The organism is Stenotrophomonas sp. 86428_Sma, assembly GCF_056481585.1.
Window position 1 is genome coordinate 1851352 of record NZ_CM151156.1, and the last position, 17961, is coordinate 1869312.

A 17961-nucleotide genomic window follows, 5' to 3' on the forward strand; every position below is an offset into this window, starting at 1 on the left:
GTCCGGCGATCAACGGCTGGGATCGCGTTCCGGGCTCGGCCGCTTGGCCAGCTTGCGCTGCAGTGAACGCCGGTGCATGCCGAGCAGGCGGGCGGCTGCGGACACGTTGCCGCCGGTCTCGTGCATCGCCTGCTGGATGTGTTCCCACTGCAGGCGGCTGATCGGCGTCATCGCATCAGGCACTTCCATTTCACCATCATCGGCCGGGCCGTCGTCTTCCTCGCCGAGCGCGCGCAGGATCATCGGCACCGTGGCCGGCTTCGGCAGGTAGTCGTCGGCACCGAGCTTGATCGCCTCCACCGCGGTGGCGATGCTCGCATAGCCGGTCACCAGCAGGATGCGCATGTCCGCGCGCAGGGCACGCAGCGGCTGGATCAGTGCCAGGCCGGAATCGCTGCCCAGCTTCAGGTCGATCAGCGCGAACGCCGGCGGATGCTGGCGGGCCAGCGCCAGCGCACTGGCGGCATCCTGTGCGGTCTGCGTTTCAAGCCCCTTGCGGGCCAGGCTGCGCTGCAGGGTACGCAGGTACAGCTCGTCGTCGTCGACCAGCAGGCCCAGGGTGGAGTGATGAAGGCTCATGGGGTGTCCTCACGTGGGGTCAGCGGCAGGCGGAAGCCGACGCGGCTGCCGGCCCCCTGGGCCGGGCGCATCCACATCTCGCCGTCGAGGCGTTCGATGGTGGCATGGGACAGGGCCAGGCCGACGCCCATGCCCTCGCTTTTGCTGCTGCCGAACAGCTTGCCCGGCAGCACCGCGGCACGGGCGTCGAAGCCGTGGCCGTAGTCGCGGACTTCGCCGATCAGGTCGTCGCCTTCGATGCGCAGGTCCAGGTCCACGCGCGGCCGGCCGGCCTGCTCGCCGGCATCGGCGGCATTGTTGAGCAGGACCATCAGCAGATGGCCCACGCCCGGGTCGAGTGGTAGCCGCAGCGGCGCATCGTCATTGCGATGCAGGTCGATGGTCGGCCGCACCAGGCGCCACTGTTCCAATACCTGCTGGGCGCTGGAGTGGCTGCGACCCGGTGCATCGGCCGAGGCCGGTGCGGCCAGCGCCAGCACGCGCTCGCGGCACTGCACCAGCAGCTCGCGCAGGGTTTCCATGTCTTCGCGTACTTCGGGCTCTTCGCTGCGCTCGGCGACGTCATCGGCGAGCAGGGTCATGGTCGCCAGCGGCGTGTTCAGTTCATGCGCCACCGAGGCGGCATGGGTGGCCAGGGCGACGATGCCCTCGTTGCGGGCGAAGCGTTCGCGCAGGGCCGACAGTTCCAGTTCGCGCTGGCGCAGCGCCAGTGCCAGGCGGGTGGAAAAGGTCAGCACGACCGCTGCGGAAATCAGGAAATTGGCGACCACGCCCCAGCGGTTGAGGTCCTGGGCGCGGAAATAGCCATCCGGCAGCGACTGGCCGAAGATGCCGCTGGCGGCGTAGCCGAGCAGGCAGGCCAGCGCCACCGCCAGTGCCCAGCGCAGGGGCAGGGCGAACGCGGCGAGCGCGATCAGGATCAGGAACAGCGAACTGAACGGGTTGGCCATGCCGCCACTCCAGCCCACCATCCAGGTCAGGATGATCACGTCCACCAGAATGTGGCCGAACGCGGTCAGTGGCGCGGTGTCGGCCGCCTCCGGGCGCAGCTGGGTGTAGATGTTGAACAGGGTCAGCACGGCCACGCCCGCCCACAATGGCAGTTGCGGCAACGGCAGGCCCAGCACCCAGGTGGCAACCAGGATGGTGGCGGCCTGGCCACCTACGGCAAGCCAGCGCAGGCTGCACAGGGTTCGGAGAAACGGGGCGTCGGGACCGGTCATTCACGCTCATCGTATGCGTTCACGCGTGACCGTGCCTGCGACAATCGGCCGCAGCCGTGCCGCCGGCTGAATGCGAGTCACCCGGAATGCGGAGGCGGGCGGTAGAATGCGCCCATGCACGACGCCGTTACCCGCCCGACGCCCCCTTCCGATGCCACTGCCTGGCCCCGCCGCCAGACCCATGCCGTCCAGATCGGCGGGGTCACCGTAGGCGGAGGCAAGCCGGTCGTGGTGCAGTCGATGACCAACACCGATACCTCCGACGTGGCCTCCAGCGTGAAGCAGGTGGCCGAGTTGTGGCGTGCGGGTTCGGAAATGGTGCGGCTGACCGTCAATACCGTGGAAGCGGCTGCGGCGATCCCGCGCATTGTCGACAAGCTGGCGATGATGGGCATCGACGTGCCGCTGATCGGTGACTTCCATTACAACGGCCATCAGCTGCTGACCGCCGAACCGGCCTGTGCCGAAGCGCTGGCCAAGTACCGCATCAACCCGGGCAATGTCGGCTTCGGCAAGAAGAAGGACCTGCAGTTCGCCCAGTTGATCGAGTTCGCGATCCGCTACAACAAGCCGGTGCGCATCGGTGCCAACTGGGGCTCGCTGGACCAGGCCCTGGCGGCAAAGCTGATGGACGAGAACAACCTGCGTGAGCAGCCGTGGGACGCCGGCCGCGTGCTGCGCGAGGCGCTGATCCGCTCGGCGCTGGATTCGGCAGAGCAGGCGGTGGAGCTCGGCCTGCCGCGCGACCGCATCGTACTGTCGGCCAAGGTCAGTGGCGTGCAGGAGCTGATCGCGGTGTACCGCGACCTGGCCCAGCGCTCGGATTTCGCCCTGCACCTGGGCCTGACCGAGGCCGGAATTGGCAGCAAGGGCATCGTCGCCTCGTCCGCGGCGCTGAGCGTGCTGCTGCAGGAGGGCATCGGTGACACCATCCGCATCTCGCTGACCCCGGAACCGGGCCAGTCGCGTACGCAGGAAGTGATCGTCGCCCAGGAGCTGCTGCAGACCACCGGCCAGCGCGCCTTCACGCCGCTGGTCACGGCCTGCCCGGGCTGCGGCCGCACCACCTCCGAGTTCTTCCAGGAGCTGGCCAAGGTGGTACAGAACCACGTGCGCGAGAAGATGCCGCTGTGGAAGATCCACCACCCGGGTGCGGAGAACATGACCCTGGCGGTGATGGGCTGCATCGTCAACGGACCGGGTGAGTCGCGCCATGCCAATATCGGCATCTCGCTGCCCGGCACGGGTGAAACGCCTGCAGCGCCGGTGTTCGTCGATGGCGAAAAGAAGGTGACCCTGCGTGGCGAGAACATCGCCCAGGAATTCGTCGCCCTGATCGACGATTACGTCGAACACAAGTATGTCCGAAGCGCCGGATAAGCCTGCGATCCTCGCTGCACCGGAGTCCGCCTCCGGCTTCCGCCACTGGATGGCGCGCAATGCCTGGCGCCTGGTCCTGCTGTTCGGTGGCGTGCTGCTGCCGCTGGCCGGCTTCGTCGCCCTGGCTGACGAGGTGCACGAGTTTGAATCGTTCCATTTCGATGCGCCGCTGCTGTGGCAGATGCATGGCCTGCATTCGCCGCTGCTGGACCGCTTCTTCGTGCTCATTTCCAGACTGGGCTACGAATGGTTCCTGATCCCGGCCGACGTGCTGATCATCGGCGTGCTGCTGGGCTACCGGCGGTGGCGCGAGGCGACCTTCGTGGCGGTCAGCTTCGTCGGCTCTGCGCTGCTGAACATGGGCAGCAAGCACTTCTTCCAGCGCCAGCGCCCCAGCCTGTGGGAATCGATCGCGCCGGAATCGACGTTCAGCTTCCCCAGCGGCCATGCGATGGGCTCGATGACCCTGGCAGTGACCCTGGTGCTGCTGGCCTGGAACACCCGCTGGCGCTGGCCGGTGCTGCTGCTGGCACCGGCATTCAGCCTGCTGGTCAGCGTGTCCCGGGTCTACCTGGGGGTGCATTACCCCTCCGATATCCTGGCCGGATGGTGTGCCGCGCTGGTTTGGGTGGTAGGGTGCTATCTGGTCATGTTCAGTCGCCGGCACCCATGGCGACGTCACGGCTCGCCGCCAGCGAAGGCCAGCGAAGCATCATCACAGGGGGATTGACGTGGATGGCCCTTGAGGGACGTCTACGTGATAGATCAGTTGTTTCGTTGCAGCAGGTTCTGCAAGACAGGGGGCAAGCACAACGCGCGGTAGTGTGATGCGCAAGGCAGATTGCCGGGGTCGCATTCCGAACGCGCTTGCAGGGGTATCGGCACCCTGCCTAGCTTGACCTGCAATGGCCGCATTCGAAGAGGTACGTGAATGACGATTCGAGTCTACCTGGTGGATGACCACGCGCTGGTCCGCACCGGGATGAAGATGATTCTGTCGGGGGAAACCGACATCGAGGTGGTGGGCGAAGCCGAGACCGGCGAAGACGCGCTGCGTGAAGTCCGCCAGCTGCTGCCCGATGTGGTGCTGTGTGACCTGCACCTGCCGGGTGTGAGCGGCATGGAAGTGACCGAGCGCATCGTGCGCAGCCACCGCAATACCCGCGTGGTGATCGTGTCGGTGCTGGAAGATGGCCCGCTGCCGAAGCGGCTGCTCGAGGCTGGCGCCGCCGGTTACATCGGCAAGGGCTGCGATGCGCAGGAGCTGTTGCGCGCGGTGCGTGACGTGGCCGGTGGCCGCCGTTACCTGGGCACCAGCATCGCGCAGAACCTGGCGCTGTCGACGGTGGAAGGCAACGGTTCGCCGTTCGACAGCCTGTCACCGCGCGAGCTGGAAGTGGCACTGCTGCTGACCCAGGGCCTGCGCCAGGAAGACATCGCGCGGCGGCTGAGCCTGAGTGCGAAGACGGTGAACACGCACAAGGCGCGGTTGTTCGAGAAGATGGGGATCCACGACAACATCGCGTTGGCGCGGATGGCCAGCCAGTACGGGCTGGTGGATCCGGCACGGCCGCTGTAAGGGTTTCGGCCAACGGCTGAGCCCCTCGCGGTGTGCGGCAGGATTCGTGGGGTTGGCCCTGCGGAGGGATTGCGCAGGGGACGCCGTGGATCCATCCCTGGAGGCTCGGGCGCGCCATCCATGGCGCTTACGCCCCTGCGCAATCCCTCCGCAGGGCCACGGACAGGTTCCGTGCGCGTCCACCGCGGAATGAAGAAGGAAGAGCAGGAGCGGGTCGCGCGCTGTGCGCGCTCGTCGCCCGGGGTCGGATCCCTTTCCCGGTGGGAAAGGGCTCTGACCCCTGATGATGCCGGAGCCGAGCGTGGGCGCGGCTCTACCCCTTTGCCGGGCTCAGTGGCCGCGCACGCGCTTGATGATCTTGGCGGCGTCTGCGGCACTGGCGCGCACCTTGTCCCATTCGCCGTCGGCGATCCAGTTGCCCGGCACCATCCACGAACCGCCGATGCAGACCACGTTCTTCTGCTCGAGGTATTCGGCGGCGGTGTTTTCGGTGATGCCACCGGTCGGGCACAGTTTGAGGTCGGCGACCGGGCCGGCCAGGCCCTTGATCATCGCCAGCCCGCCCACGGCCGTGGCCGGGAACAGCTTGCACACGCGGAAGCCGCGCGCGTACAGCGACAGCAGCTCGGTCGGGGTTGCCGCACCCGGCACCACCGGCAGCGGCGCAGCGGCCAGTGCATCGGCCAGCGCCGGCGGCGTACCCGGGGTCACCAGGAAGTCCGCGCCCGCATCGATCGACTGCTGCATCTGCTCCACGGTCAGCACCGTGCCCGCACCCACCACCACATCCGGCAGCTCACGCTTGAGCATCGCCAGCGCTTCCATTGCCACTGGCGTACGCAGGGTCAGCTCGATCGCCGGCAAGCCACCTTCCAGCAGCGCCGCGCTGACTGCACGCGCCTGGTCCAGCGTATGAATCGTCACCACCGGCAGGATGCCCGCCGCATGCAACAGCTCCGCCGCCTTCACCTGATGTTGTTCGATACCCATGCTTTTGCCCTTGCCTTTGCTCTTCTTGATTCAGTGGCCGCAGCGCAAATGACGCGCCGGGAATTGTCCAAGGGCAGTAGAGCGCCCTGGCCGGGACCGTGAGCGGCATGGATGCCGCGATCGAGCCCCCATGGATGGGTTTACGGCGTGTCCCGGCCAGGGCGCTCTACTGCCCAAGCCGGGAAGCCTGCCGCGGCTTTTCGCTTCAGGCGTCTTTCGCCTCATGCGGCGCCGCCGCCGCCGCGGCATCGTGCCCCAGCTCATACTCCGCGTCGTACTCCCACGGCCCACCATCAGCCGCCGCCGGCCCGCACGAAATCGAAATCGCCCCCTGGTCGGCCGGACCCACCACACGACGGTTGATCGCGAACAGGTTGCGGCCCAGATCATGCGCGGCAGGCGCGGTGTTCGGCGCCAGCGGACGTGCAGCCCATTCGGCTGCGTCCACCAGCACTTCCAGCGTGCCGGCCTCGCCATCGAGGCGGATCATGTCGCCCTCGCGAACCTTGGCCAGCGGACCACCCCGCGCCGCTTCCGGCGTCACATGGATCGCCGCAGGAATCTTGCCCGAGGCGCCGGACAGGCGGCCGTCGGTGACCAGCGCCACGCGCCGGCCCTGGTTCTGCAGCAGGCCCAGCAGCGGTGCCAGCGAATGCAGTTCTGGCATGCCGTTCGCACGCGGGCCCTGGTAACGCACCACCGCCACGAAATGCTCGGGCAACAGGCCGCCGGCATGCAGCTTGTTCAACACCTGCGGCGCATCGACCACCACCGCCGGTGCTTCGATCGTGCGGTACTGCGGCTTCACCGCCGACAGCTTGATCAGCGATTTGCCCAGGTTGCCGCGCAGCAGGCGCAGGCCACCCTGGTGCTCGAACGGATTGTCGACGCCACGCACCACTTCGTCATCGGCGCTGCGTTCCAGGCCCGGCAGGTAGACCAGCTGGCCGTCGCGCAGCTGCGGTTCGCGTGCGTAGTCGGCCATGCCGCCACGCGCCACGCTGACCAGGTCGCCGTGCATCAGGCCGGCCTTGATCAGTTCGCCGAACACGAAGGCCGGGCCGCCTGCTGCGGCGAAGCGGTTTACATCGGCTTCGCCGTTCGGGTAGACGCGGGCCAGCAGCGGAATCAGCTGTGACAGCTCGTCGAAGTCGTCCCAGGTCAGCACGATGCCGGCCGCACGCGCCACCGCGATCCAGTGGATGGTGTGGTTGGTCGAGCCGCCGGTCGCCATCAGTGCGATGACCGCGTTGATGATCGCGCGCTCGTCGATGATCCGGCCCAACGGGCGGAAGTCGTCGCCGAGCGCCGTGATGTCGAGCGCGCGCTCGGTGGCTTCACGGGTCAGGGCGTCGCGCAGCGGCGTGTCCGGGTTGACGAACGAGGCGCCCGGCAGCTGCACGCCCATCGCTTCCAGCAGCACCTGGTTGGAGTTGGCGGTGCCGTAGAAGGTGCAGGTGCCGGCGCCGTGGTACGACGCGGACTCCGCTTCCAGCAGTTCTTCGCGGGTGGCTTCGCCAGCGGCATAGCGCTCGCGCACTTCGGCCTTCTGCTTGTTCGGGATGCCCGGGGTCATCGGGCCGGCCGGCACGAACACCGCCGGCAGATGGCCGAAGGCCAGCGCACCGATCAGCAGGCCCGGCACGATCTTGTCGCACACACCGAGGTAGACGGTGGTGTCGAACATATCGTGGCTGAGCCCGATCGCGGTGGCCTGCGCGATCACATCGCGCGAGAACAGTGACAGTTCCATGCCGCCGCGGCCCTGGGTGACGCCGTCGCACATCGCCGGCACGCCGCCGGCCACCTGTGCGGTGGCGCCCAGCTCGCGGGCGATCTCGCGGATCTGCTCGGGATAGGTCTCGAACGGCTGGTGCGCCGACAGCATGTCGTTGTAGGCGGTGATGATGCCGAGGTTCGGCGTCACGCCACCGCGCAGGCGGCTCTTGTCGGTGCCGCCGCAGGCGGCGAACCCGTGGGCGAGGTTGCCGCAGCTCAGGCGGCTGCGGAACGGGCCTTCACGCAGCGAGGCGTCGATCGCGGCCAGGTAGGCGGCACGCGAGGCGGCGCTGCGGCGGATGACACGCTCAGTGATGGCTTGCAGTTGCGGATGGAGGCTCATTGGCTACCGGCGTTCGTGGTGGCGAGAGGCAAGCGGCGGCGCGGCGCCGCCGCCGACATCAATCAGCCCAGTGGACGCGCAGGCGCGCGCCTTCCAGATTGATCGCATTGAGGATGGGGTACTGCTGGGCGTCGTTGCTGTCCAGCGCTTGGCGCAGCACCTGCAGCTTCTGCTTGCCGCGCAGCAGCAGCAGGCGCTGGCGGCACTGGCGCAGGCCATGCGGGGTCAGGGTGATGCGCAGCGGCCACTGGTTCGCGCCCGGGCAGCCGGTGGCGTCCAGCGCGGCATAGGGCAGGGTGCTTTCCAGTGCGCGGGCCAGGTCCTTCGAGCCGGGGAACAGCGAGGCGGTGTGGCCGTCGTTGCCCATGCCCAGTGCCACCAGGCTCGGCGGCTGGCTGTGCTGCGCCTGCAGGTTGGCGGTGTACACGCATTCCGGCAGCGGCTTGCCGATCCGCACCAGCGGATCGAAGTGGGCACCCTCGGCGCGCTTGAGCAGATTCTCGCGCACCAGCCAGGCATTGCTGTCGCGATCCTGCGGCGACAGCCAGCGCTCATCGGCCAGGCTCACTTCCACGCGGTCCCAGTGCACGTCCAGTTCGGCCAGCGCCTGGTACACCGGTGCCGGCGTGGTGCCGCCAGACAACAGGATGCGGGCGCGGCCCACTTCGTTGATGTCGTGGTTGAGGGTCTGCGCCATCTCGGCGGCCACCGCCTCGATCCAGCCATCGGCATCGCCGTGCTGGACGAACTCGATGCGGTCGTCGTGGAAGGTGGTGGGGCTCATGCGGCAACTCCAGGTGCGTCACGTTCGGCGTCGGCGGCGTAGGCAGCGGCGCCCAGCAGTCCGGCGTGGGGATGCATCACGGCCAACGAGGGCACCCGCGCCATGATCGAAGAGAAGCGGCCCTTGTGTTCGAAGCGCTGGCGGAACCCGGAGTGCTGCAGCGAATCGAGCATCTTCGGGGTCAGCCCGCCGGTCAGGAACACGCCGTCCCACGCGCCCTGGGTCAGCACCAGGTCGCCTGCGATGGCGCCGAACACGGCACAGAACACATCCACGGTGCGCATCGCCTGCGGGTCACCGTGCAGGGCGCGGGCGGTCACGTCCACCGGCTGCAGTTGGCCCGGATCGATGCCGGCCATCTCGCATACGGCGCGATGGATGTTGACCAGGCCAGGGCCGCAGATCAGGCGCTCGTTGGAGACGCGGCCGAACTGTTCGGACAGGATCTCCAGGATGCGGATCTCCTCCGGGGTTCCCGGCGGGAAGCTGACATGGCCGCCTTCGGTTTCCAGCGGGTAGCAGCGGCCGTGGCGCAGGATCAGGCCACCGACACCCAGGCCCGTACCCGGCCCGATCACCGCGTAGTTGCGCGGCTGGCCGGGTTTGCCCGGCACCCAGGCGGCACCGCCGACCTGGACCACGTCATCGGGCTGCAGCAGCGAAATCGCCATCGCCTGTGCGGCGAAGTCGTTGATCAGGTGCAGTTCGTTGAAGCCGAGCATGGCGGCGGTGCGGCTGCGCGAGATCACCCACGGATGGTTGGTGATGCGCGCTTCGTCACCGTCGACGCGACCGGCCACCGCGAACACGCCGCGGCTGGCCGTGGCGCCGATCTGTTCCAGATGGTGGCGCGCGGCATCACCCAGCGACGGGAACTCCGCCACCGCGTACTCGCGGATGCTGTCCTTCTGCAGCGGTGCGTCCTGCGAGGTGTCGGCCAGGGCGAAGCGGGCGTTGGTACCGCCGATGTCGGCGACCAGCACCGGCTGCGAGCTGGCACTCATGCCGACGCTCCGCTGTCCGGCGCGTCCACGCCCTGCGGCAGGAACTCGCCCGCATTGCTCGGGCCCCATTGGCCGGCCGGGTAGGGCTCCAGCGGCAGCTTGGCATCCTTCCAGGCGTCGGCGACGCTGTCGATCCACGCCCAGGCGGCGCGCACTTCGTCATCGCGCACGAACAGCGTGTGGTTGCCGTTGAAGGCATCCAGGAACAGGCGTTCGTAGGCGATGCGGCGGTGCAGGCCAGTCGGCACCGACAGTTCCAGTTCCAGCGGATGCAGCTCCAGCGCGCCCCATTCCGGGCCGGCCAGGCTGCTCATCAGGCCCAGTTCGATGTTTTCCTGCGGCTGCAGCTGGAACACCAGGCGGTTCGGTGCGGCCTGCGCGCGCTGCGGGCGCTCGAACAGCCAGTGGGTGACCGGCTTCAGCGTGACCACCACGCGGGTGGTGCGTTCGGGCAGGCGCTTGCCGGTGACCAGGTGGAACGGCACGCCGCTCCAGCGCCAGTTGTCGATATGCGCGGTGACCCCGGCGAAGGTCTCCACGTCGCTGCCTTCCGGCGGCTGGTAGGCCTGGGCCGGCTGGCCGTTGATGGTACCGGCGGTGTAGCGGCCACGGATGCTGTCACGCGCGGCGTGCCTGGCATCGAGCGGGCGCAGGGCGCGCAGCACCTTGACCTTCTCGTCGCGGATGCGGTCGGCTTCCAGCGAGGCCGGCGGCTCCATCGCCACCATGCACAGCAGCTGCAGGATGTGGCTCTGCACCATGTCGCGCAGCGCGCCGGAGCGGGCGTAGTAGGCGTCGCGGCCATCCACGCCTTCGCTCTCGGCCACCAGGATGTGCACCGATTCGATGTAGTTGCGGTTCCACACCGCTTCCAGCAGCGTGTTGCCGAAGCGCAGCGCGATCAGGTTCTGCACTGCGGCCTTGCCCAGGTAGTGGTCGAGGCGGAACACGCGGTCCTCGTCGATCCACTGGCCGATGGTGCTGATGATTTCCTCGGCGCTCTCGCTGTCGCTGCCGATCGGCTTCTCCAGCATCAGGCGTGCCGGTGCGGCGAGGGCGCCGCCCTTGGCCAGGCCTTCGCAGGTGGAGATGTACAGGCCCGGTGGGATGGCCAGGTAGCTGACGCACTTGCGGTGCACCAGGTCGGAGACCGCGGCGGCAACCGAGTCGACGTCGCGCAGGTCCACCGAACGATAGTCGATGCGGCGCAGCAGGGCGCTGATGTCGTCCTGCGTGGCCATCGGCATGGCCTGCTGCAGGCGCGGCCGCAGGATGTCATGGAAGGCTTCGGTGTCATGCCCGGACAGGGCCAGCGCACGGATGCGGAAGTCCTCCGGCAGCAGGCCGTCGCCAAGCAGGCGAAGCAGCGAAGGGAACAGGTAGCGCTGGGCCAGATCACCTGTGGCACCGAACAGGAAGAGGGTGTCGTGCATCGCTCGAGTTTCAGATCCGGGTGACATCGTTGTCAATCGCTTCATGGCTGGGTTCGGGGGACATCCGCGCAACTGCCTGTCCGAGGTTCGTCGGGAACGTTCTCCGGGGTAGCGGAAGACCGTTCCATTCGAAACCACTGCCTCGGCGGAACCTTCGTTCAACCGCCGACGCAGATCGGTGCGCACCGATCATCGGATAGTGCCACGTGAAAACGTTTACATGGCAGAATGGGCAACTGTATTCGATTGCAGTGCTCGCCGTCATGCGGCAGGCGCGCAATCATCACTGCCATCGGGAGGGCCGAGGCAGTCCCAAAAGACAGCCCGGCTTCGGGCGGACCGGATAGGTGATATGGCAAAAGTGCAGTTGCAGGGTGTGCGCAAGGTCTATGACAACGGCCAGGTCGCGGTGAAGGACGCCAGCTTCGAGGTCGCCAATGGCGAGCTGATGGTGCTGGTCGGTCCGTCCGGCTGTGGCAAGTCGACCCTGCTGCGGATGGTGGCTGGCCTGGAGGAGATCAGCGGCGGCACGCTGACCATCGGTGACCGCGTGGTCAACGACGTGGCGCCAAAGGATCGCGACATCGCCATGGTGTTCCAGAGCTACGCGCTGTATCCGCACATGACCGTGGCCGAGAACCTGGCCTTCGGCCTGAAGCTGCGCGGGCATGACAAGGCGACCATCGACAAGCGCATCGCCGAAGCAGCGCAGACCCTGGGCCTGACCGATATGATGGACAAGCTGCCCAAGGCGATGTCCGGTGGCCAGCGTCAGCGTGTTGCGCTGGGCCGTGCACTGGTGCGCGAGCCGGCGGTGTTCCTGCTGGACGAGCCGCTGTCCAACCTCGACGCCAAGCTGCGCCACAGCGTGCGTACCGAGATCGCGCAGCTGCATCGCAAGCTGGGCACCACCATGATCTACGTGACGCACGACCAGGTTGAAGCAATGACCCTGGGCCAGCGCATCGTGGTGCTGAAGGACGGCATCATCCAGCAGATCGATACGCCGATGGCGCTGTACGACCGCCCGGCCAATCTGTTCGTGGCCGGTTTCCTCGGCAGCCCGGCGATGAACGTGCTGCGTGGCACGCTGCAGGGCGATGCCGGTGGCGTGACCGTGGTCGACGGCGAATGGCGGGCACCGCTGGGCCAGGCCACGATCGATCCGGCGTGGCTGCAGAAGCCGATCGCGGTGGGCGTGCGCCCGGAACACCTGCAGCCGGCCCGTGCCGATGATGCGCATGCATTTGCCGCACGCATTGAAGGCATCGAACCGGTCGGCAACGAGATCTTCGTCAACCTGAGCAGTGGCCAGCACGCGCTGACCATGCGCGTGGCGCCGCAGTCGCTGCCGGCGGTGGGCGAGCAGATCCGTGTGGCGATCCACCCGCAGGGTCTGCACTTCTTCAACCCGGAATCCGGCGAGCGGCTGTAACGGGTAGTGCCGGCCGCTGGCCGGCAACTTCAACCATGCATGGTTGCCGGCCAGCGGCCGGCACTACCATTCCTTCATCCACCGGGCTCAGCGCGCCAGGCCATCCAGCAACGGCATGCGCTGCGCGATCGCATCACCCACCTGCAGATCAGCGTCGCTGGCTTCCAGCGGCAGCACCGCCAGTGCCAGGTCGCCGGCCACGCAGGCAATCGTGCCCAGCGCTGCGCCATCCTGCTGCACGCCATCGCCGGCCTGCGCCGGTGCCGCGGTATGCAGCAGCTGCACCGCGCGCTTGGCTTTGCCGAGGAAGTGGGTGCGGGCGACGATTTCCTGGCCGGGATAGCAGCCCTTCTTCACGCTGTAACCGTTCAGGCGGTCCAACCCCAGCTGCTGCGGGGTCCACACTTCGCGCTGGCCTTCTTGCAGCCGGGGCAGGCCGTAGCGCAGATCGGCCTGGCGCCAGGCCAGTGCGAAAGCGGCCTCATCGGCTTCACTTCCGGCGGCGAAGGCATCGGCGCTGCCAATTCGCAGGGTCCGCGGCAGGGCGTCGCTGCCCAGGTCCAGCTCCCAGCCGTCACCTGCGGTCTGCGCAATCGCGGCGCCACTGGCGGCGTCGGGCGCAGTGAACGCACCGGCCACGGCCAGATCGCTGCGCACCTGCACCTTCACCTTGCGGCGGAACACGAAGCGCTGCAGTTGCGACGCAATCGCATCGGCGTCGCTGTCGGCCAGCACCAGCATCACGTGATCGTCGGCCAGCCGAAGCAGCTGGAACACCGCCAGGGTGCGGCCCTTGGCGCTCAGCCAGGCGCTCCACTGCCAGTGCTGCAGGGGCAGGGCGGTGACATCGCTGCTGAACTGGGCGTGGGCAAAGACAGCCGCATCCGGGCCTTGCAGGCTCAGCAGCTGGTGGCCGGGCAGGCGCGGATATCCGACGAAAGCAGGGGGCAGGTTGTCAGGCACGTGAACGAGGTCTAAAATTTGTGCGTTGCGAGACCGAACATGATAGGCCAAACAACCCCCACTCCCGACGACGAATCTGAAGCCCCGCTGGTCCCCGCGGCACCCGTGCCCGTGGAACAGGAAAAAGCAGAGGAATTCGGCGGCCGCGGCGGACTTGATCCGGTGCGGTATGGCGATTGGGAGAAAAACGGACGCTGCATCGATTTCTGATCAGCATTGAGCCAACGCGGCCGTGTGCCGCCCAGCCGAGACAACGAGCCCAGCGAATGGCGACCAGACAACGCCCACTTTCCCCGCACCTTCAGGTGTATCGCTGGCAGATTCAGATGGCCACCTCGATCCTGCATCGAGCCACTGGCGTCTTTCTGTCTGTTGGTGCCCTCATCATCGCCGCCGGCCTGCTGGCCCTGATGATGGGGCCCGAGTCCTGGAACTGCTTCACCGGCCATGCCGGGGCCTGGTATGGCCGCGTGTTCCTGTTCGCGTGGACATGGTCGTTCGCCTATCACCTGTGCAATGGCATCCGCCACGTGGTGCAGGACTTCGCCATCGGCTTCAGCATCCCCGCCTTCATCCGCAGCAGCTGGCTTTCGGTCATCGGCAGCCTGGTGATCACCCTGCTGGTGTGGGCCTATGTGATGTTCGGAGGTGCCGCGTGAGCAAGTTCCGTACCCCGTTGAAGAACGTGCGCGGCCTCGGTTCGGCCAAGACCGGCACCGAGCACTTCGTGCACCAGCGCCTGACCGCCGCCGCCCTGGTGGTGCTGGGCATCTGGTTCCTGGTCTTCGTGCTGGGCCTGCTGGGCTCGGATTACGCGACCGCCGCCGCTGCCGTGGCCAAGCCGTGGAATGCGGTGCCGCTGATCGGCCTGCTGATCGCCATGTTCTGGCACGCGCAGCTCGGCATGCAGGTCGTGCTGGAAGACTACATCCACGAATCGCTGCTGGCTCTGGTGCTGCAGACCGCGGTGAAGTTCGTCGCCGTGCTCGGCATGATCGTCAGTGTGTTTGCGGTGGGCCGCATCGCCCTCGGCGTTGCCTGAGCCCAGGCACCAACACAGGAATCCAGATTAGATGTCCGCTTACAAGATCACCGAACACAAGTACGACATGGTCGTGGTGGGCGCCGGCGGCGCCGGCCTGCGCGCCACGTTCGGCCTGGCCGCCAAGGGCCTGCAGACCGTGTGCCTGACCAAGGTCTTCCCGACCCGTTCGCACACCGTTGCCGCCCAGGGCGGTATCTCGGCCGCACTCGCCAACATGGGCGAGGACGACTGGCGCTACCACTTCTTCGACACCATCAAGGGCTCGGACTGGCTGGGCGACCAGGACGCCATCGAATACATGTGCCGTGAGGCCATCCCGGCCATCATCGAGCTCGAACACTACGGCGTGCCGTTCTCGCGCACCGCCGAAGGCAAGATCTACCAGCGTCCGTTCGGTGGCATGACCACCAAGTACGGCGAAGGCCCGGCGGCGCAGCGTACCTGCGCGGCGGCCGACCGTACCGGCCACGCGATGCTGCACACCCTGTACCAGCAGTCGCTGAAGCACGATGCGCGCTTCATGATCGAGTACTTCGCGCTCGACCTGATCTTCGACGACGAAGGCGCCTGCCGCGGCGTGCTGGCTCTGGACATGTCCGACGGCACCCTGCACCTGTTCCGCGCCCAGGGCGTGGTGCTGGCCACCGGCGGTTACGGCCGTGCCTACTTCAGCGCCACCTCGGCGCACACCTGCACCGGTGACGGTGGCGGCCTGGCCATGCGTGCCGGCATCGCCATGCAGGACATGGAGTTCGTGCAGTTCCACCCGACCGGCATCTACGGCGCCGGCTGCCTGATCACCGAGGGTGTCCGCGGTGAAGGCGGTATCCTGCGCAACAGCAGCGGCGAGCGCTTCATGGAGCGTTACGCACCGCACTACAAGGATCTGGCCTCGCGCGACGTGGTCAGCCGTTCGATGACCATCGAGATCCGCGAAGGCCGCGGCGTCGGCGAGCACAAGGACCACATCCTGCTCGACCTGACCCACCTTGGCCCGGGCGTGATCGACGAGAAGCTGCCGGGCATCGCAGAAAGCGCCCGCATCTTCGCCGGCGTCGACGTGCACAAGCAGCCGATCCCGGTCATCCCGACCGTGCACTACAACATGGGTGGCATTCCGACCAACTATCACGGCGAAGTCGTGCGCAAGGATGGCGACAACCCCGATGCGGTGATCCCGGGCCTGTACGCGATCGGCGAAGCCGCCTGCGTGTCGGTGCACGGTGCCAACCGCCTCGGCTCGAACTCGCTGCTGGACCTGGTGGTGTTCGGTCGTGCGGTGGCCAACCGTTGCGCCGAGACCATCAAGCCGGGCGCGTCGCACAAGCCGTTGGCGGCCGATGCCTGCGACAAGGCGCTGGGCCTGCTGGACAAGCTGCGCCACGCCAACGGCGATACCCCGACCTCGGTCATCCGCGATCGCATGCAGCGCACCATGCAGGCCGACGCGGCGGTCTTCCGCACCAGCCAGACGCTGAAGGAAGGCTGCGAGAAGATGGACAAGATCTTCGACTCGTTCCAGGACGTGAAGGTCTCCGACCGTTCGCTGGTCTGGAACTCGGACCTGATCGAGACCTACGAGCTGAACAACCTGCTGCTCAACGCGGTGGCGACGATCAACTCGGCCGAACAGCGCAAGGAAAGCCGCGGCGCGCATGCGCACGAGGACTATCCGGACCGCGACGACGTCAACTGGCAGAAGCACACCCTGGTCAGCGTCGACGAGAAGGGCAAGTGCAGCTTCGACTACCGTCCGGTGCACATGTACACGTTGACTGACGACGTGTCCGTAGTGCCGCCGAAGCCGCGCGTGTACTGATCCGACCCCGCCTACCATGCAATCCGCGCCCACGGGCGCGGGCCGCCTGAGCCAACGAGAGCAGCCATGGCCGAGTTTTCACTCCCCAAGAATTCCAAGATCACGAAGGGCAAGCACTTCCCCGTCAAGAACGGCGGCAAGAACGTGCGGACCTTCAAGATCTACCGCTGGAGTCCGGACGACGACAGCAACCCGCGCACCGATACCTATGAAGTCGATCTGGACGCCTGTGGCCCGATGGTCCTGGACGCCCTGATCAAGATCAAGAACGAGATCGACCCGACCCTGACCTTCCGCCGCTCCTGCCGCGAAGGTATCTGTGGTTCGTGCGCGATGAACATCGACGGCACCAACACCCTGGCCTGCACCCGAGCCATCTCGGACTGCGGCAAGAAGGAAGTGCCGATCTACCCGTTGCCGCACATGAACGTGGTCAAGGATCTGGTTCCGGACCTGACCCACTTCTACGCGCAGTACGCCTCGATCAAGCCGTGGATCCGCACCCAGACTCCGGCACCGCCGGACCGTGAGCGCCTGCAGTCGCCGGAAGACCGCAAGAAGCTGGACGGCCTGTACGAGTGCATCCTGTGCGCCTGCTGCTCGACCAGCTGCCCGAGCTACTGGTGGAACGGCGAGCGTTACCTGGGCCCGGCGATCCTGCTGCAGGCCTACCGCTGGATCATCGACTCGCGCGATGAGGACACCGGTGCACGCCTGGACGATCTGGAAGATCCGTTCAAGCTGTACCGCTGCCACACCATCATGAACTGCGCCCGGACCTGCCCGAAGGGCCTGAACCCGGCGCTGGCGATCGCCGAGATCAAGAAGCTGATGATGGAACGCCGCGCCTGATCAGGCCTGGCTGTACCCGGTAGAGCCACGCCACGCGTGGCTGTGCCACCCCAGTAGAGCCACGCCATGCGTGGCTTTGCTGTATCTGGAGAAACATGATGGAAGAAGACGTTCTGCTGAAGAAGCTGCGCTGGCGTTGCCGCCGCGGCATGCGTGAGCTGGACCAGCTGTTCGGTCGCTACCTGGACCACGAATGGAGCACTGCGCCGACCGAAGAGCGCGAAGTTTTCCTGTTCCTGCTCGACTGCGAGGACGATAAGTTGTGGCGCTGGTTCATGGGCTATGAGGCCTGTCCACATGCGCACGCGATCCCCCTCATGCAGAAGATCCTCGCCCTCAAGCCTTGAGTGGCGCCCCTCGCGGCTGCAGGCCGCCGCCCAACTGGCGGTGCTGCTGGCCGCACCCTGGCTGCTGCGCGCATCGGATCTGCCTTCACGGCTGCTGATGCCCGCAGTGGTGCTGGCCTGGAGCGTCGGGTTGGCCGAACTGGCCTGGCGCCAGCGCAGGCCACGCGTGCAGGTGCTTCTGCCGATGCCGCCCGAGCCGCTGCAGGTGGCTGGGCAGGACGTCGATGCACCACAGCTGGTCGTGCGTGGCCCATGGCTGTTGTTGCTCTGGCGTGAGGATCGGCGCCGCCGGCGCCTGCTGTTCTGGCCGGATGTGCTCGATTCCGGGCAGCGACGTGAACTGCGACTGGCCGTGGCCGCACGTGGCGTTTCCCGTAGGCCCCGGTCGATGGCACCATAAGCTGAA

19 protein-coding genes are annotated in these 17961 nt (G+C 67.1%); 11 read left to right on the top strand and 8 right to left on the bottom strand.

Translation table 11 applies throughout. The features are described 5' to 3' along the window. Positions 1 to 9: 9 nt before the first annotated feature. Together ACZK3J_RS08520 and ACZK3J_RS08525 are read right to left on the bottom strand one after the other, a co-directional pair. Complete coding sequence (locus ACZK3J_RS08520; protein ID WP_012510702.1) at positions 10 to 579, bottom strand: response regulator transcription factor; 570 nt, start codon at positions 577 to 579, stop codon at positions 10 to 12. Next, positions 576 to 1802, bottom strand: coding sequence for an ATP-binding protein (locus ACZK3J_RS08525; protein ID WP_032128856.1), 1227 nt, complete (start codon positions 1800 to 1802; stop codon positions 576 to 578). Before ACZK3J_RS08525 ends, ACZK3J_RS08520 begins: the two co-directional genes overlap by 4 nt. Before the next feature lie 114 nt (positions 1803 to 1916). On the opposite strand from ACZK3J_RS08525, the gene ispG reads away from it, so the two are divergent. The 3 genes from ispG (at position 1917) to ACZK3J_RS08540 (ending at position 4761) form a co-directional block, all read left to right on the top strand. Continuing rightward, positions 1917 to 3182, top strand: a complete 1266-nt coding sequence (gene ispG, locus ACZK3J_RS08530; protein ID WP_032128857.1) for a flavodoxin-dependent (E)-4-hydroxy-3-methylbut-2-enyl-diphosphate synthase — start codon at positions 1917 to 1919, stop codon at positions 3180 to 3182. Beyond that, positions 3163 to 3912 (top strand): phosphatase PAP2 family protein, encoded by a 750-nt coding sequence (locus tag ACZK3J_RS08535; RefSeq protein WP_032128858.1) that lies wholly within the window; start codon positions 3163 to 3165, stop codon positions 3910 to 3912. Before ispG ends, ACZK3J_RS08535 begins: the two co-directional genes overlap by 20 nt. A gap of 201 nt (positions 3913 to 4113) precedes the next feature. After that, entirely contained in the window at positions 4114 to 4761 is a 648-nt protein-coding gene (locus ACZK3J_RS08540) for a response regulator (protein WP_004153112.1), read from the top strand. 330 nt (positions 4762 to 5091) lie between these two features. Here the strand turns inward: ACZK3J_RS08540 and eda are convergent, their stop codons facing one another. The 5 genes from eda to zwf form a co-directional block, all read right to left on the bottom strand. After that, a complete protein-coding gene (eda, locus tag ACZK3J_RS08545; protein ID WP_049429315.1) occupies positions 5092 to 5751 on the bottom strand; it encodes a bifunctional 4-hydroxy-2-oxoglutarate aldolase/2-dehydro-3-deoxy-phosphogluconate aldolase in 660 nt (219 codons plus the stop codon). A gap of 205 nt (positions 5752 to 5956) precedes the next feature. After that, positions 5957 to 7873 carry a phosphogluconate dehydratase gene (gene edd, locus ACZK3J_RS08550; protein ID WP_049460642.1) on the bottom strand — a complete coding sequence of 639 codons (1917 nt, stop codon included), beginning with the start codon at positions 7871 to 7873 and terminating at the stop codon, positions 5957 to 5959. 58 nt (positions 7874 to 7931) lie between these two features. Then, positions 7932 to 8657: a 6-phosphogluconolactonase gene (gene pgl / locus ACZK3J_RS08555; RefSeq protein ID WP_049460640.1), complete on the bottom strand. Its 726-nt coding sequence runs from the start codon at positions 8655 to 8657 to the stop codon at positions 7932 to 7934. Continuing rightward, on the bottom strand, positions 8654 to 9661 hold the full coding sequence (glk, locus tag ACZK3J_RS08560; RefSeq protein WP_049400948.1) for a glucokinase: 1008 nt from the start codon (positions 9659 to 9661) through the stop codon (positions 8654 to 8656). Before glk ends, pgl begins: the two co-directional genes overlap by 4 nt. Continuing rightward, positions 9658 to 11094 carry a glucose-6-phosphate dehydrogenase gene (gene zwf / locus ACZK3J_RS08565; RefSeq protein WP_049460638.1) on the bottom strand — a complete coding sequence of 479 codons (1437 nt, stop codon included), beginning with the start codon at positions 11092 to 11094 and terminating at the stop codon, positions 9658 to 9660. The genes glk and zwf overlap by 4 nt, the downstream gene beginning before the upstream one ends. Before the next feature lie 352 nt (positions 11095 to 11446). Here zwf and ACZK3J_RS08570 point away from each other — a divergent pair, with 352 nt between their 5' ends. Further along, the gene (locus ACZK3J_RS08570) at positions 11447 to 12529 is read left to right on the top strand and encodes an ABC transporter ATP-binding protein (RefSeq protein ID WP_049460636.1); all 1083 of its coding nucleotides are present in this window, start codon (positions 11447 to 11449) and stop codon (positions 12527 to 12529) included. A gap of 87 nt (positions 12530 to 12616) precedes the next feature. On the opposite strand, the gene ygfZ is transcribed toward ACZK3J_RS08570, so the two are convergent. Continuing rightward, positions 12617 to 13492 (bottom strand): CAF17-like 4Fe-4S cluster assembly/insertion protein YgfZ, encoded by an 876-nt coding sequence (gene ygfZ, locus ACZK3J_RS08575; RefSeq protein ID WP_049460634.1) that lies wholly within the window; start codon positions 13490 to 13492, stop codon positions 12617 to 12619. A gap of 39 nt (positions 13493 to 13531) precedes the next feature. Between ygfZ and ACZK3J_RS08580 the strand changes: the two genes are divergently transcribed. The 7 genes from ACZK3J_RS08580 (at position 13532) to ACZK3J_RS08610 (ending at position 17955) form a co-directional block, all read left to right on the top strand. Next, a complete protein-coding gene (locus tag ACZK3J_RS08580) occupies positions 13532 to 13702 on the top strand; it encodes a DUF1674 domain-containing protein (protein ID WP_005409075.1) in 171 nt (56 codons plus the stop codon). A gap of 56 nt (positions 13703 to 13758) precedes the next feature. Beyond that, positions 13759 to 14151, top strand: coding sequence for a succinate dehydrogenase, cytochrome b556 subunit (sdhC, locus tag ACZK3J_RS08585; protein WP_024958620.1), 393 nt, complete (start codon positions 13759 to 13761; stop codon positions 14149 to 14151). After that, positions 14148 to 14534, top strand: a complete 387-nt coding sequence (sdhD, locus tag ACZK3J_RS08590) for a succinate dehydrogenase, hydrophobic membrane anchor protein (RefSeq protein ID WP_005409077.1) — start codon at positions 14148 to 14150, stop codon at positions 14532 to 14534. The genes sdhC and sdhD overlap by 4 nt, the downstream gene beginning before the upstream one ends. Positions 14535 to 14565: 31 nt before the next feature. After that, a complete protein-coding gene (sdhA, locus tag ACZK3J_RS08595) occupies positions 14566 to 16356 on the top strand; it encodes a succinate dehydrogenase flavoprotein subunit (protein ID WP_049460632.1) in 1791 nt (596 codons plus the stop codon). A 66-nt stretch (positions 16357 to 16422) separates the two neighbouring features. Further along, positions 16423 to 17208 carry a succinate dehydrogenase iron-sulfur subunit gene (locus tag ACZK3J_RS08600; RefSeq protein WP_005409079.1) on the top strand — a complete coding sequence of 262 codons (786 nt, stop codon included), beginning with the start codon at positions 16423 to 16425 and terminating at the stop codon, positions 17206 to 17208. A 98-nt stretch (positions 17209 to 17306) separates the two neighbouring features. Beyond that, on the top strand, positions 17307 to 17555 hold the full coding sequence (locus ACZK3J_RS08605) for an FAD assembly factor SdhE (RefSeq protein WP_005409080.1): 249 nt from the start codon (positions 17307 to 17309) through the stop codon (positions 17553 to 17555). Further along, positions 17506 to 17955 (top strand): hypothetical protein, encoded by a 450-nt coding sequence (locus ACZK3J_RS08610; RefSeq protein WP_049460630.1) that lies wholly within the window; start codon positions 17506 to 17508, stop codon positions 17953 to 17955. The genes ACZK3J_RS08605 and ACZK3J_RS08610 overlap by 50 nt, the downstream gene beginning before the upstream one ends. Positions 17956 to 17961: the final 6 nt, after the last annotated feature.

Coding starts and splice junctions, on each gene's coding strand:
- ACZK3J_RS08520 (WP_012510702.1), bottom strand. CDS start 579: ATGAGCCTTCATCACTCCACCCTGGGCCTGCTGGTCGACGACGACGAG.
- ACZK3J_RS08525 (WP_032128856.1), bottom strand. CDS start 1,802: ATGACCGGTCCCGACGCCCCGTTTCTCCGAACCCTGTGCAGCCTGCGC.
- ispG (WP_032128857.1), top strand. CDS start 1,917: ATGCACGACGCCGTTACCCGCCCGACGCCCCCTTCCGATGCCACTGCC.
- ACZK3J_RS08535 (WP_032128858.1), top strand. CDS start 3,163: ATGTCCGAAGCGCCGGATAAGCCTGCGATCCTCGCTGCACCGGAGTCC.
- ACZK3J_RS08540 (WP_004153112.1), top strand. CDS start 4,114: ATGACGATTCGAGTCTACCTGGTGGATGACCACGCGCTGGTCCGCACC.
- eda (WP_049429315.1), bottom strand. CDS start 5,751: ATGGGTATCGAACAACATCAGGTGAAGGCGGCGGAGCTGTTGCATGCG.
- edd (WP_049460642.1), bottom strand. CDS start 7,873: ATGAGCCTCCATCCGCAACTGCAAGCCATCACTGAGCGTGTCATCCGC.
- pgl (WP_049460640.1), bottom strand. CDS start 8,657: ATGAGCCCCACCACCTTCCACGACGACCGCATCGAGTTCGTCCAGCAC.
- glk (WP_049400948.1), bottom strand. CDS start 9,661: ATGAGTGCCAGCTCGCAGCCGGTGCTGGTCGCCGACATCGGCGGTACC.
- zwf (WP_049460638.1), bottom strand. CDS start 11,094: ATGCACGACACCCTCTTCCTGTTCGGTGCCACAGGTGATCTGGCCCAG.
- ACZK3J_RS08570 (WP_049460636.1), top strand. CDS start 11,447: ATGGCAAAAGTGCAGTTGCAGGGTGTGCGCAAGGTCTATGACAACGGC.
- ACZK3J_RS08580 (WP_005409075.1), top strand. CDS start 13,532: ATGATAGGCCAAACAACCCCCACTCCCGACGACGAATCTGAAGCCCCG.
- sdhC (WP_024958620.1), top strand. CDS start 13,759: ATGGCGACCAGACAACGCCCACTTTCCCCGCACCTTCAGGTGTATCGC.
- sdhA (WP_049460632.1), top strand. CDS start 14,566: ATGTCCGCTTACAAGATCACCGAACACAAGTACGACATGGTCGTGGTG.
- ACZK3J_RS08600 (WP_005409079.1), top strand. CDS start 16,423: ATGGCCGAGTTTTCACTCCCCAAGAATTCCAAGATCACGAAGGGCAAG.
- ACZK3J_RS08605 (WP_005409080.1), top strand. CDS start 17,307: ATGGAAGAAGACGTTCTGCTGAAGAAGCTGCGCTGGCGTTGCCGCCGC.
- ACZK3J_RS08610 (WP_049460630.1), top strand. CDS start 17,506: ATGCGCACGCGATCCCCCTCATGCAGAAGATCCTCGCCCTCAAGCCTT.